The organism is Mesorhizobium tamadayense (assembly GCF_003863365.1).
Lineage (GTDB): Bacteria > Pseudomonadota > Alphaproteobacteria > Rhizobiales > Rhizobiaceae > Mesorhizobium > Mesorhizobium tamadayense.
This window is the reverse complement of record NZ_RQXT01000005.1, coordinates 94749-107907: the sequence shown is the minus strand read 5'-3', so window position 1 is coordinate 107907 and position 13159 is coordinate 94749. Positions and strand designations below refer to the sequence as shown.

Annotated in this window: 14 protein-coding genes; 9 read left to right on the top strand and 5 right to left on the bottom strand. The window is 64.2% G+C overall.

The window, feature by feature from the left end; translation table 11 throughout:
- Positions 1-13: 13 nt before the first annotated feature.
- The gene (locus EH240_RS06200) at positions 14-250 is read right to left on the bottom strand and encodes a hypothetical protein (protein ID WP_124996532.1); all 237 of its coding nucleotides are present in this window, start codon (positions 248-250) and stop codon (positions 14-16) included.
- Positions 251-662: 412 nt separating this feature from the next.
- On the opposite strand from EH240_RS06200, the gene EH240_RS06195 reads away from it, so the two are divergent.
- A complete protein-coding gene (locus EH240_RS06195; protein ID WP_124996531.1) occupies positions 663-2432 on the top strand; it encodes an acyl-CoA dehydrogenase family protein in 1770 nt (589 codons plus the stop codon).
- 27 nt (positions 2433-2459) lie between these two features.
- Positions 2460-3212, top strand: a complete 753-nt coding sequence (locus tag EH240_RS06190; RefSeq protein ID WP_124996530.1) for a crotonase/enoyl-CoA hydratase family protein — start codon at positions 2460-2462, stop codon at positions 3210-3212.
- Between the two features lie 9 nt (positions 3213-3221).
- Here EH240_RS06190 and EH240_RS06185 read toward each other — a convergent pair whose 3' ends face one another.
- Entirely contained in the window at positions 3222-3854 is a 633-nt protein-coding gene (locus tag EH240_RS06185; RefSeq protein WP_124996529.1) for a LysE family translocator, read from the bottom strand.
- 66 nt (positions 3855-3920) lie between these two features.
- Positions 3921-4538 carry a pyridoxamine 5'-phosphate oxidase gene (gene pdxH / locus EH240_RS06180; protein WP_124996528.1) on the bottom strand — a complete coding sequence of 206 codons (618 nt, stop codon included), beginning with the start codon at positions 4536-4538 and terminating at the stop codon, positions 3921-3923.
- A gap of 40 nt (positions 4539-4578) precedes the next feature.
- Here pdxH and EH240_RS06175 point away from each other — a divergent pair, with 40 nt between their 5' ends.
- From EH240_RS06175 to EH240_RS06160, 4 genes are all read left to right on the top strand, one after another.
- Positions 4579-5043, top strand: coding sequence for an RT0821/Lpp0805 family surface protein (locus EH240_RS06175; RefSeq protein WP_124996527.1), 465 nt, complete (start codon positions 4579-4581; stop codon positions 5041-5043).
- A 99-nt stretch (positions 5044-5142) separates the two neighbouring features.
- Entirely contained in the window at positions 5143-6066 is a 924-nt protein-coding gene (locus tag EH240_RS06170) for a DnaJ C-terminal domain-containing protein (protein ID WP_124996526.1), read from the top strand.
- 105 nt (positions 6067-6171) lie between these two features.
- The gene (fabI, locus tag EH240_RS06165; RefSeq protein WP_124996525.1) at positions 6172-6990 is read left to right on the top strand and encodes an enoyl-ACP reductase FabI; all 819 of its coding nucleotides are present in this window, start codon (positions 6172-6174) and stop codon (positions 6988-6990) included.
- A gap of 53 nt (positions 6991-7043) precedes the next feature.
- Positions 7044-7631: a histidine phosphatase family protein gene (locus tag EH240_RS06160; RefSeq protein WP_124996524.1), complete on the top strand. Its 588-nt coding sequence runs from the start codon at positions 7044-7046 to the stop codon at positions 7629-7631.
- 363 nt (positions 7632-7994) lie between these two features.
- Here the strand turns inward: EH240_RS06160 and EH240_RS06155 are convergent, their stop codons facing one another.
- Entirely contained in the window at positions 7995-8249 is a 255-nt protein-coding gene (locus EH240_RS06155) for a DUF1344 domain-containing protein (protein ID WP_124996523.1), read from the bottom strand.
- Positions 8250-8460: 211 nt separating this feature from the next.
- Here EH240_RS06155 and aroC point away from each other — a divergent pair, with 211 nt between their 5' ends.
- Positions 8461-9561 carry a chorismate synthase gene (gene aroC / locus EH240_RS06150; RefSeq protein ID WP_124996522.1) on the top strand — a complete coding sequence of 367 codons (1101 nt, stop codon included), beginning with the start codon at positions 8461-8463 and terminating at the stop codon, positions 9559-9561.
- 116 nt (positions 9562-9677) lie between these two features.
- Positions 9678-10772 carry a 3,4-dihydroxy-2-butanone-4-phosphate synthase gene (ribB, locus tag EH240_RS06145; protein WP_124996521.1) on the top strand — a complete coding sequence of 365 codons (1095 nt, stop codon included), beginning with the start codon at positions 9678-9680 and terminating at the stop codon, positions 10770-10772.
- A 327-nt stretch (positions 10773-11099) separates the two neighbouring features.
- On the opposite strand, the gene EH240_RS06140 is transcribed toward ribB, so the two are convergent.
- A complete protein-coding gene (locus EH240_RS06140) occupies positions 11100-12320 on the bottom strand; it encodes an MFS transporter (protein WP_124996520.1) in 1221 nt (406 codons plus the stop codon).
- A gap of 121 nt (positions 12321-12441) precedes the next feature.
- Between EH240_RS06140 and EH240_RS06135 the strand changes: the two genes are divergently transcribed.
- Positions 12442-13050: a TetR/AcrR family transcriptional regulator gene (locus EH240_RS06135; protein WP_124996519.1), complete on the top strand. Its 609-nt coding sequence runs from the start codon at positions 12442-12444 to the stop codon at positions 13048-13050.
- The last annotated feature ends 109 nt before the right edge of the window (positions 13051-13159 follow it).

Here is a 13159-nt window from a genome sequence, read left to right as displayed (position 1 = left end):
CTCGAATCGGCGCTCACCGCCGGAAAAGTGACTGCACTTGGAACGGATCTGACGCCGGCTCTTGCGGCAGCGTGCCTTCGGCCGCGCGCTTCTTGTGATGCGCCAGCGAGCAGTGCGGGGAGCACAATATGCCGCGATCCGACCAGTAGGCAGGGCCGTTTTCGAGCTTGCCCTGATGGTACCAGAAGCCCATGGCCCGGAAGGGAAGGCCGCATTCGATACAACGGTAGGCGTCAGGTCTGGCAAGCATGGGAGGTTCCGATCCAGTTGCCCGGCGCATCATACCAACAGAATGTAATTCCTTGTTGCAGATATTTTGAGAGATGGCAGCAACCTTGGCCAGCCCTCGCGATTTCGTCATCCTATGGCGGAGCAAGGAGCGCAGCGACGCGGCGCAGACCATGATCCATGCCGTTGCGTTGAGGCGTTTCTATGGTCCAGAATTCTGTACCGCTGCACCCTTTGCGCGAGGTTACGCATGGATCCTCGGGTCTACGCATCCGCTTCGCCAGGGGATGACGAAGTCCATGCCGTTATTGCAAAATCCGCGTGACAAAGTTTGACGTTTACGTAAAAAGAAGGTGCGGGACCGCGCCCCAAAGGCGGATGGTCTCGCTTCGGCCATCTCCCTACGATTGGCCGGCACGGAGGAGGAGCAGGAAATGTATCGCGCACCGGTCGAGGACATCGCCTTCACGCTGAAGCATGTGGCGGGGCTGAAGCCGGCGCTGGAGGCCGGCACGTTCGGTGACCTCGGCGAGGATCTGGTCGACGCGATCCTGGCCGAAGCCGGCCGTTTCGCCAGCGAGGAGGTGGCCCCGCTCTACAAGATCGGCGACGAACACGGCGCGGTTCTGAAGGATGCGGCCGTCACCACGCCGCCGGGCTGGAAGGAGCTTTACCGCCGCTGGATCGATGGCGGCTGGAACGCGCTGTCGGGGCCGGAGGAATATGGCGGCCAGGGCCTGCCCACCATGCTTGCCGTCGCCGCGCTCGAAATGTGGAACTCCGCAGCCATGGCCTTCGGCATCGGCCCGACGCTGACCATGGGCGCAGTCGAGGCGCTCGACAAGCATGCCTCCGAGGCACTGAAGGCCAAATATCTCGCCAAGCTCGTCTCCGGCGAGTGGATGGGCACGATGAACCTGACCGAGCCGCAGGCCGGCTCGGACCTCGGCGCGCTGCGCACCCGCGCCGAGCCCGCAGGCGATGGCACCTACCGCCTCTTCGGCCAAAAAATCTTCATCACCTATGGCGAGCACGATTTCACCGACAACATCGTGCATCTGGTGCTGGCGCGGCTGCCCGACGCGCCGGCCGGCACGCGCGGCATCTCGCTGTTTTCGGTCCCGAAATTCCTGGTCAATGACGATGGCTCGCTCGGCCCCCGCAACGACGTCTTCTGTTCCGGCCTGGAGCACAAGCTGGGCATCCATGCATCGCCGACCTGCACCATGATCTATGGCGACGGTTTTGCGGGCACGACGCCGGGAGCCATCGGCTGGTTGATCGGCGAGGAGAACAAGGGGCTGGCCTGCATGTTCACCATGATGAACAACGCCCGCCTGGCCGTCGGCATGCAAGGCGTGGCGGTGGCTGAGACGGCGACGCAGAAGGCGATCGCCTATGCCAATGAGCGCCGCCAGGGCAAGGCTTCGGACTATGCCGGGTCCGGCATGGCGCCGATCGTCCATCACCCGGATGTGCAGCGTAATCTCTTGACCATGCGGGCGCTGACCCAGATCGCGCGCGCCATCAGCTATTCCTGCGCCCATGCCATCGACCGCGCGCGCGTCGCCGAGGGAGAGGCCGCCGCCAACTGGCGCGACCGCGCCAATCTGCTGACGCCGCTGGCGAAAGCCTTCTCCACCGATGTCGGCGTCGAGGTCGCTTCGCTCGGCATCCAGGTGCATGGCGGCATGGGCTTCATCGAGGAGACCGGTGCTGCGGCGCTCTATCGCGATGCCCGCATCGCGCCGATCTATGAAGGCACCAACGGCATCCAGGCGATCGACCTTGTGTCGCGCAAACTGCCGCTCGGCGGCGGCGAGCATGTGCATCGCTATATCGGCGAACTGAAAGCGGTGGCCGACGCGGTGCGCACCTCCAATATCGAAGGCTTCGGCCGCACCGCCGACAATCTCGACCGCGCGCTTGTCGATCTCGACGAGGCGACGCGCTTCCTGCAGAAGCTGATGACCGACGGCAAGGCCGACGCCGCGCTGGCCGGCGCCACGCCCTATCTTCGTCTGATCTCGCTCGCCGCCGGCGGCGCTTATCTGGCGCAGGGCGGGCTCGCCGACCGCGGCCGCATCGCGCTTTGCCGCTTCTTTGCCGAGAACCTGCTCGGTGAGACGCGCGCGCTCAAGGAGCGCGTCATCGACGGCGCCGAAAGTCTCGCCGCCGCCGGCAAGGCGCTGATCTCGGCCTGAACGTCCCGACATTCGAAGGAACCGACCGTGACCGACCATATCCTCATCGAGCGCCGAGGCGCCGTGCAGATCATCCGCATGAACCGGCCAGACAAGAAGAACGCCTTGACGCGCGACATGTATGCGAAAATGTCGGCTGCCCTTGCCGAGGGCGATGCCGATCCGGCGGTTCGCGTCCATGTCTTCCTCGGCGTGCCCGGCGCCTTTTCCGCCGGCAACGACCTTGCCGATTTCCTCGTCGTCGCCACCGGCGGCGAGGGCGGCAACGAGGTCTGGGATTTCCTGATGGCGCTGGCCAGGGCGGAAAAGCCGATGGTGTCGGGCGTCGACGGCGTCGCGGTCGGCATCGGCACCACGCTCAACCTGCATTGCGACCTGACTTTCGCCACGCCGCGCACGCTGTTCCGCACGCCCTTCGTCGATCTCGGCCTTGTGCCGGAAGCCGGCTCCAGCCTGCTGGCGCCGCAGATCCTCGGCCGCCAGGGCGCCTTCGCGCTGCTTGGCCTCGGCGAAGGCTTTTCCGCAGAGCGCGCCAAGGCCGCCGGCCTGATCTACGAGGTGGTCGCGGAAGAGGCGCTGGAAGGCGCGGTGCTGGCCGCCGCCGACGAAATCGCCGCCAAGCCGCCTGAGGCGCTGAAGATCGCCCGCGACCTGATGCGCGGGCCGCGCGAGGAATTGATCGCCCGCATCAACGTGGAAAGCGAGCATTTCCGCGAACGGCTGAAGTCCGACGAGGCGCGCGCCGCGCTGACGGCCTTCATGGACAGGAAGAAGGGTTAACTCCGCCTTCTACCGGTGCTCGGTGGCGATGCGGATGCCAAGGCCGATCAGCACCATTCCGGTGATGCCTTCGATGGCGCGGCGGATCGAGGGCCGGCGCAGGAAATCGCCTGCCTTGGCGATAACCGTCGCATAGAGCGCGAGCCAGGTGAAGGTCATGACGGCGAAGACCGCGCCGAGGCCGAGCAGCGCAAGGAAATTTTCCCCGCCGGGCGGCACGAATTGCGGCAGAAGACTGGCGAAGAACACCGCCATTTTCGGGTTGCCGAGATCGCTGATTAGACCCTGGCGATAAGCGCTTGCCACCGTCAGCCGCCGCTCCGGCCTAGCAATGGCTGCCGTGTCCTGCTGATGGGACGGACGCCATGCCTCCTGCAGCGCCTTGAAGCCGAGATAGGTCAGGTAAGCGGCGCCGGCATATTTGACGGTAAGGAACAGCGGCTCCGAGGCGACGAGCAGGGCGACGATGCCGGCGCTGGTGGCCAGCGCCCAGATCGTCTGGCCGCTGGAGATGCCGAGCGCGGTGAACACGCCGCACACGCGCCCGCCGAGCAGCGTGTTGCGGATGGTGATGGCGGTGTCTGGTCCAGGCGTCGCGAGCACGATGAACGAGACGCCGAGATAGGCCAGGAACAGGCTCATGGGATCACCTCCTTGCAGCCCAATCAGCTTGAGATCGCACCCTTGCGCGGCATTTTCTTTGGACAGTCAGGGATAAAGCCGTGTCTTGTCCCAGCCGCCCTTGGCGTGGCGCGAAAAGACGACGCGGTCATGCAGCCGGAACGGCCTGTCGTGCCAGAACTCGATCGTCTGCGGCAGGATGCGGAAGCCGGACCAGTATTTTGGCCGCGGGATCTCGCCGATCGCGTAGCGCGCCGTGTATTCGGCCACCGCCTTCTCCAGCGCGAAGCGGCTTTCCAGCGGCCGCGACTGTTTCGAGGCCCAGGCGCCGATGCGGCTACCGCGCGGACGCGTCGCATAATAGGCGTCGGCCTCTTCGTCGCTGACAATCTCCACCGGCCCGCGCACGCGCACCTGGCGGCGCAGCGATTTCCAGTGGAAGCACATCGCCGCCTTCATGCTACCAAGAATCTCGCGGCCCTTGGCGCTCTCGAAATTCGTGTAGAAGACAAATCCCTTTTCGTCGAACCCCTTGAGCAGCACCATCCGCACATCCGGCATGCCGTCGGCGTCGACGGTTGCCAGCGCCACGCCGTTGGGGTCGTTGATCTCGCTCTTGGTGGCGTCCTCCAGCCATGCGGCAAAAAGCCTGAACGGCTCCGCCGCCTGGGTGAAGTCACTGCTTGTTAACTCGGTTTCGTTCATAGTTTTCCAAATTTTTAACGTTGCGGGGGGAGTTCGCCGATTGTCGCGTATCGCGCAAGCTTTTGACAGCGGGCAATGGAGCGTTATCGCTTCGGCCAGCGCCAAGGCTGCGTTGCTGACATTGGCGCTTCCGCTTGCAGGCTGCGGCGCCGGCGGCTTCAGTCTGGAGAAGGCCGAGGTCGACCGCTCGATCGTCACCTCCAGCGCGTCTTCCGCACCTGTTCAGCCGGCGAGCATCGATCAGGATTCGGACCAGACCACCATCGGCAATGCGGTCTCCTCAGCCGATATCCAGCAGCTCGGCGGCCAGGCCGTGCCATGGGCCAATGCCGGCACCGGCTCGCGCGGCTCGATCACCGAGCTGGTGGAACTCAAGGATGGCGGCCTCAACTGCCGCCGCTTCAACGCCACGCGGGAGAGTTTCGACGGCGTCGCCTTGTACCAGGGCGAGCTTTGCATGGCCGGCGCCGGCGGCTGGCGCATGCAGGAGTTCAAGGCGCTCTGATTTCAATAGCCGGTCGCATCTTGCACCACTGGAATTTCTTCCTATGCAAGCGCATATAGAGGGCAACCGTGGACCCAATCTCTCTTTCAGGCAGGAAGCATGCGCGACCCCTATGAGCTGCTGGGCGTTGCCAAGAACGCATCGGCCAAGGAAATAAAATCGGCGTACCGCAAGCTCGCCAAGCAGCATCATCCGGACCAGAACCCGAATGATCCGAAGGCGAAGGAGCGTTTTGCCGCCGCCAATCAGGCTTACGAGATCGTCGGCGACGAGAAGCGACGCGCCGCTTACGACCGCGGCGAGATCGATGCCGACGGCAAGCCGAGATTCCAAGGCTTCGAGGGCGCCGGCGGCGATCCGTTCGCCGGATTCCGCCGTCAGCAGGGCCCTGGCGGCGCGCATTTCGAATTCCGCACCGGTCGCCCGGGCGGCGATCCGTTCGACGGCAACAGCGACATCTTCAGCCAGATTTTCGGCGATGCCTTTTCGGGCGTGCGCGGCGCTGGCCGTGGCGACCGTCGCCAGCCGGTCCAGGCGCCGGACCTCAACGTCACGCTGGACATCACCGTCGAGGAGGCGGCCACCGCCGAGAAGGTGACGGCGATGTTCCCCGATGGCCGCAAGATGGCGGTCAAGCTTCCGGCCTATGTCGAGGAGGGCCAGACCATCCGCCTCAAGGGGCAGGGCGAGCAGGGGCCCGGCCAGCCGGGCGACGCGCTGGTCAAGATCCACATCCGTCGCCATCCGCGCTACCGCATCGAGGGCCGCGACCTGCATGTCGACCTGCCGGTCGATCTGGCCGACGCGGTGCTCGGCGCCAAGGTGGCGGTCGAGACGCCGACCGGAAAGCTCGCGGTCAATGTTCCTGCATGGTCGAGCTCGGACAAGGTGCTGCGCCTGAAGGGCAGGGGCCTGCCGGAAAAAACAGGCGGCCACGGCGACCTCTACGCCCATGTGCGGCTGATGCTGCTGGAAGGCGGAGACGCCGATCTCGAAGCCCTGATGCGCAACCGAAAAGGCTGATCGAGGCGATTTTCTCCTCAAGCCAGTCTGTTTTCGACGCTTGAAGGGACCCTGTGCCTGTGCGATAGGCTCCACAAAGCAGACATTCTTGCGGAGAACGCACACATGGCGGGTGGACAGGGCCTGATGGCCGGTAAGCGGGGCCTCATCCTCGGCGTCGCGAATAATCGGTCGATCGCTTTCGGCATCGCCAAGGCTTGTGTCGATCATGGTGCCGAAATCGCGCTGACCTATCAGGGCGAGGCGTTCAGGAAGCGCGTCGAGCCGCTGGCGGCCGAGCTCAACGCGCATGTTGCCGGCCACTGCGACGTCACCGATCCGGAAAGCCTCGACGCTGTCTTTGCCGACATCGCCGATCACTGGGGTAAGCTCGACTTCCTCGTCCACGCCATCGCCTTCTCGGACAAGGACGAGCTGACCGGCCGCTATGTCGAGACGACGCGCGACAATTTCCTGCGCACCATGGACATATCGGTGTTTTCCTTCACCACCATCGCCAAGCGCGCCGAACCGCTGATGAGCGAAGGTGGCTCGCTGCTGACGCTGACCTATTACGGCGCCGAGAAAGTGATGCCGCACTACAACGTCATGGGCGTCGCCAAGGCGGCGCTCGAAGCCAGCGTGCGCTATCTCGCCGTCGACCTCGGCGCCAAGAAGATCCGCGTCAACGCGATCTCGGCCGGTCCGATCAAGACGCTTGCCGCCTCCGGCATCGGCGATTTCCGCTATATTCTCAAGTGGAACGAATACAATTCGCCGCTCAAGCAGACGGTGACGCAGGAAGAGGTCGGCGATTCCGCCGTCTACTTCCTGTCAGACCTGTCGCGCGGCGTGACCGGCGAGGTGCATCACGTCGATTCCGGCTACCATGTCGTCGGCATGAAGGCGGTCGACGCGCCGGATATCTCGACCGTCAAGGACTAAATCTCTCCGCCTACTTTTCCGTCCAGGCCCTGGCCCGACCTCCGGAAGACCTGATGTATCCGCTCGTCTACATCGCGCGCCATGGCCAGACGCAATGGAATACCGAGCGTCGGCTACAGGGCCAGGCCGACACCGACATCAACGAGCTTGGACGCCTTCAGGCGACCGGCAACGGCCGGCGCCTGGCCGGGCTGATCGGCAAGGCTGAGGATTTCGATTTTGTCGCCAGCCCGATGCGGCGCACACGCGAAACGATGGAGCTGATGCGCGAGGCAATGGGCCTCGACCCGCTCGCCTACCGCATTGACGCGCGTCTGGTGGAATTGAGCTTCGGCGACTGGCAGGGCTTTACTTTTCGCGAACTCGAGGCCCGGCATCCCGGATCGACGCACGGGCGCCGCGGCGCCAAATGGGATTTCCAGCCGCCCGGCAAAGGCGCGGAAAGCTACGAGATGCTGCTCGAACGGATAAAGCCGTGGTTCGACGCGCTTGACCGGCAGACCGTCTGCGTCACCCACGGCGGTGTCATGCGCTGCCTGTTCCGCATTGTGGAAGGTGTGTCGAAGCAGGAGGCGGCAAGCCTTGAGATCCCGCAGGATCGCCTGCTCCGGCTGGAGGGCCTAAGCCTGGAGTGGTTGTGAAGGCTGCTGCGTGGGTCGTTGCGTCAGCGTGCTATCGCACACGCCATGGGGGTCGGCCGAAGACCGTGAACGTCGTCATCCTTGGGCGTAGCGACGCGAAGCGGAGCGAAGACCCAAGGATCCATGCCGTGACATCAGCCGAAGAATGCAGCGGCTCAGAATGCGTGCTGGTCACCGGGAGTGAAACGAAATCTGGACCGTAGCGGCGCTCAGACGTAACGGCATGGATCCAGGGTTTGCGCCGCGTCGCTTCGCTCCTTGCTTCGCCCCAGGATGACGAAGCTTTCGGCGTTCCGGCCAATTTCTGAGGTCGTCCTGTACCAACGCTGTGCGGCGGCCAAGACCTCGCGGCCTAGATTAGTTCTAGTCGCTGTCCGGCAACTGCATATCGGTCACGACATTCTCGCCGTTGGTCACGTCGTAGGCGATGACGATATCCATGCCGGGCTTCAGCGCGTCGAGGTCGGTCTCGGCGTTGAGCTTATAGGATTTTCCGTCGTCCAGCGTCAGCGTCAGCGTGTCCTTGTCGACGTTCTTGATAAGGCCTTCGGTCTGGCCGGCGAACGCGGCGGTGGAAATCATGAGCATGGCGCCAACAGCGCCAATCAGGGTACGCATCGTCGTCCTCTTTGGTCATTGCGCCGGCTGGTCAGCGAGCGGATCCTCAACGGCGGATGAAAGAGAGCAGAAACCAACCGAATGTGTCAAAACTAAATCGGCCAGATCACAGATTGATGCATCCGATCACCGTTTGACCGCCGTGGAAAACGCCAATAGAAGGCACCCTTGAACCGGCGAACCGGCTCCGCCGCCGGGCAGGGCGTTTTCCATGTCTCATAACACTTTCGGCCATCTGTTTCGCGTCACCACCTGGGGTGAAAGCCATGGCGCCGCGCTCGGCTGCGTGGTCGACGGTTGCCCGCCCGGCATTCGCTTCAAGCGCGAGGATATCCAGGCCGAGCTCGACAGGCGCCGCCCCGGCCAATCGCGCTTCGTCACCCAGCGCCGCGAGCCGGACGAGGTGAAGATCCTCTCCGGCTTCATCCTCGACGCGGACGGCGAGACGATGATCACCACCGGCACGCCTATCTCGATGCTGATCGAGAATGTCGACCAGCGCTCCAAGGATTATGGCGAGATCGCCCGCCAGTACCGGCCGGGCCATGCCGACTACACCTACGAAGTCAAATACGGCCTGCGCGACCATCGCGGCGGCGGCCGTTCCTCGGCGCGCGAGACGGCGGCGCGGGTGGCGGCCGGCGCGCTCGCCCGCAAGGTGGTGCCGGGCATGGTGGTGCGCGGCGCGCTGGTTTCCATGGGTGAGAAAGCAATAGATCGCGCCAACTGGAACTGGAATTTCGTCGGCGATGCCGAAAACCCGTTCTTCACCCCCGATCCGGCCTCAGTCCCGGTCTTCGCCGCCTATCTCGACGGCATCCGCAAGGCCGGCTCCTCGGTCGGTGCGGTGATCGAGATCGTCGCCGACGGCGTGCCGGCGGGCCTTGGCGCGCCGATCTATGCCAAGCTCGACCAGGACATCGCGTCCGGCTTAATGTCGATCAACGCCGTCAAGGGCGTCGAGATCGGCAACGGCTTCGAGGCGGCGCGCACTACCGGCGAACAGAACGCCGACGAGATGCGCATCGGCAATGACGGCAAGCCGGTGTTTCTCTCCAACAATGCCGGCGGCATTCTGGGCGGCATCTCGACCGGCCAGGCGATCATCGCCCGCTTCGCCGTCAAGCCGACGTCTTCGATCCTGACGCCGCGCAAGTCGATCGACAAGGAAGGCAAGGACGTCGAGGTCATGACCAAGGGCCGCCACGACCCTTGCGTCGGTATCCGCGCCGTGCCGATCGGCGAAGCCATGGTTGCCTGCGCGATCGCCGACCACTATCTGCGGCACAGAGGACAGACAGGAAGGGCGTAGGGGAGTAAGGCAGTAGGGGAGTATGTTATGCGCTTGTCGAGACGCAAACTTTTTCCTTTCCCCTACTCCCGTACTGCCCTATTCCCCTACTCCCTTGCGAGCGAAGCGAGCGCCTGATGCCATACGACCAAAAGAAGATCGTCGAAGCGATCCGCGCCTTCGAGCGCGGCGAGATCGTCGTCGTCATGGATGATGACGGGCGCGAGAACGAGGGCGACCTGATCGTCGCCGCCGTGCACTGCACACCGGAGAAGATGGCCTTCATCGTCCGCAATACCTCGGGCATCGTCTGCACGCCGATGCTGCGTGAGGACGCAAGGCGGCTGAACCTAGCGCCCATGGTGGCCGACAACGATTCCGCCCACACCACGGCCTTCACCGTCAGCGTCGATTTCAAGCACGGCACCACGACGGGCATTTCGGCCGACGACCGCACGCTCACCGTGCGCAACCTCGCCAACGGCAATGTCGGCGCCTCCGACTTCGTGCGTCCCGGCCACATCTTCCCGCTGATCGCGCGTGAGGGCGGCGTGCTGATGCGCTCGGGCCATACGGAAGCCGCGGTCGATCTCTGCAAGCTCGCCGGCCTGCCGCCGGTCGGCGTCATTTCCGAATTGGTCAATGACGACGGCACCGTCAAGCGCGGTCCGCAAGTGCAGGCTTTCGCCGAGCAGCATGGCCTGAAGCAGATATCGGTCGCCGACCTCATCGCTTACCGGCAGCGCAAGGAAACGCTGGTCGAGCGCGTCGCCTGCTCGGACATCAACACGCCCGGCGGCAAGGCGCAGGTTTTCACCTACACGCTGCCCTGGGATTCCATGCACCACGTCGCGGTCGTCTTCGGCGACATCCGCGACGGCGAGGAGGTGCCGGTGCGCTTGCATTCCGAAGATGTCGTTACCGATGTCTTCGGCACCAGCCACCGTCTGGACGCCATCATGAAGGCGATGGGCGAGCGCAGGCGCGGTGTCATCGTCTATCTGCGCGAAGGTTCCGTCGGCGTCGCCCACCAGGAGCGCAAGCGGCCGCAAAGCGGCGAGGATCATGAGGAAGCGCTGCGGCGCGAGAACGAGTGGCGCGAGATCGGCCTTGGCGCGCAGATCCTGAAGGATCTCGGCATTTCCTCGATCAACCTGATCGCCTCGCGTGAGCGCCACTATGTCGGCCTTGAGGGTTTTGGCATCCATATCGCGAAGACCGAGATACTGTAGTTCGTGGAAGGGTTGACGGGCGGAAAGCTCCCCGCGGGCAGGTCGCGTGCGTTGGCGATTGGCTGAGGCCACCGCGACGTCGCCATCCTATGGCGAAGCAAGGAGCGACGCGGCGCAGACCATAGTTGCTATGCCGCGACTTCGACGCACCGCAGCGGTGCAGAATTCTGCTCCGCTGCACTCCTCGATCAAGGTCACGGAATGGATTCCAGGGTCTTCGCGACGGAGCTTCGCTCCTGCTTCGCCCTGGGATGATGAAGTTCGAAGGGCTTCGGCCAATCCCGAACGCGATGGGTTCACCGAAACGAACGGCCAAGCGCTCTTGTTTTACTCAGCCGGGACAGCCGCTTCGTCTCCATCCGGGTCGTAATCGGACGTCGCAAGGCGGCGCTGACCGGCGAGCACGGTGGCTAAAGCAACCGCGCCCGCGGCCACCGACACGAAGAACCCGCTCTGTGGTCCAAAAGTGTCGACCATCCAGCCGGCGGCGAAGGAGCCCAGCGCCATGCCGATGCCAATCCCGGTCGTCACCCAGGTGACGCCTTCCGTCAGCATTGCCGGCGGCACATGGCGTTCGATCAGGCCGAAGGCGGTTATGAAGGTCGGTGAGATCGCAACGCCGCTGACGAAGACGGCGACCGCCAGCGTCGGCACGGTGCCGGCAAAGAGCAGCGGCAGCGTGGTGAGCGCGATGACGGCGACCGCGACAGCCAGTTGCCGCTGCAGCGGCGCCTTGAGGTTGAGCGCGCCGACGATGATGCCGAGCACGAAGGATCCGAGCGCATAGACGCCGATGACGAGGCTTGCCGCTTCAGGCTGGCCGAGCTGCTTGGTTATCGCAACGGTGGTGACTTCGGTGGTCGCGAAGGTCGCGCCGACGAAGATCAGTGCGAAGGTGATGATCTGGACCGGCCGCAAGCGGATCACCGAACCGGTCGCCGCCTGTTCCGCCGGACGCACCGGCGGCTCCGTCGAACGCTGGAGAAGGAACGCCACCGAGCCGAGAGCAAGCAGCAACGTGCTGACAACCATGCCCGCTTCCGGGAACAGCGCCGCACTTAAGCCCACCGATAGCGAGGCGCCTGCAACATAGACCAATTCGTCCGCCGCCGATTCGAAGGCGAAGGCGGTGTAAAGTTCGGGGCGATTGCGGAAGATCTCGGTCCAACGAGCCCTGACCAGCGCGGGAATGCTGGGCATGGCGGCGGCAAGCAGCGCGGCCAGGAACAAGGTCCAGATCGGCCAGTGCTGGTTGGCGGCCGCAATCAAGGCAGCGAAGGAAAGCACGGAAACGAGTGTCGTCGGCACGGCAATCGCGCTTTGCCCGAGCCGGTCCACCAGCCGCGAGACCTGCGGCGACAGGAAGGCGTTGACCAGCGCGTAAGTGGCCGAGACAGCGCCGGCCAGCCAATATTCGCCATGCGTCTGTGACAGCATCGCCACGATGCCGATCGGCGCCATAGCGATGGGCAGCCGGGCGATGAAGGCGGCCGCGGCAAAGCCCTTCGTGCCGGGAGCCCGAAAGATGTCCGAATAGGGGTTTCGCATGGTCCTGCTCCTCGACAAGGGAAGGCGCCGCAATTACATACGCAGCGTATGAGTGTCAGATAGTCCATACGTTGCGTATGTCAATTGGCATACGAGACGTATGTGAATAGGGCCAGAAGCCATGCACAAACCCCGCAAGGAGATGATCGCCGAGACGCGCGCCAAGCTGATCGCCGCGGCCCGCCATGCCTTCGGCACGATCGGCTATGCCGAGGCATCGATGGACGATTTCACCGCTTCGGCGGGTCTGACGCGCGGCGCGCTCTATCACCATTTCGGCGACAAGAAGGGTCTGCTGCAGGCGGTGATCGCCGAGATCGACGCCGAGATGGCCGCCCGGGTGAACGAAGTCGCCTCGCGGGCGCCGACCCGCTGGCAGCATTTCGTCGACGAATGCACCACCTATATCGAGATGGCGCTTGAGCCGGAGATCCAGCGCATCATGTTCCGAGATGGCCCGGCGGTGCTTGGCGACCCGGCGCAGTGGCCGAACGCCAATGCCTGCACCGCGTCAATGACGGATCATCTGACTAGGCTGCAGGAGGAAGGCGTCGTCGTTCCCGATCTCGATCCCGAGACCGCCGCGCGGCTGATCAACGGCGCCAGCAGCCAGGCCTCGCAGCGCATCGCCAATTCGCAAGATCCCGAAGCGACATCGAAAAAGGTGGTGGCGGCGTTCAAGCAACTGCTGGAAGGTCTGCTGAGGAAAGCAGACCGTCCGCTGGAATAAGCCCGGTGCCCCGAACTTGTGCACCGGTTTGATGACTGAATGGCGAGCCCGCAATTGACTTTGGTCGGCGTGAGCGCATCCTCCCCAGCCAACTCTGAGGCGGGAGAGT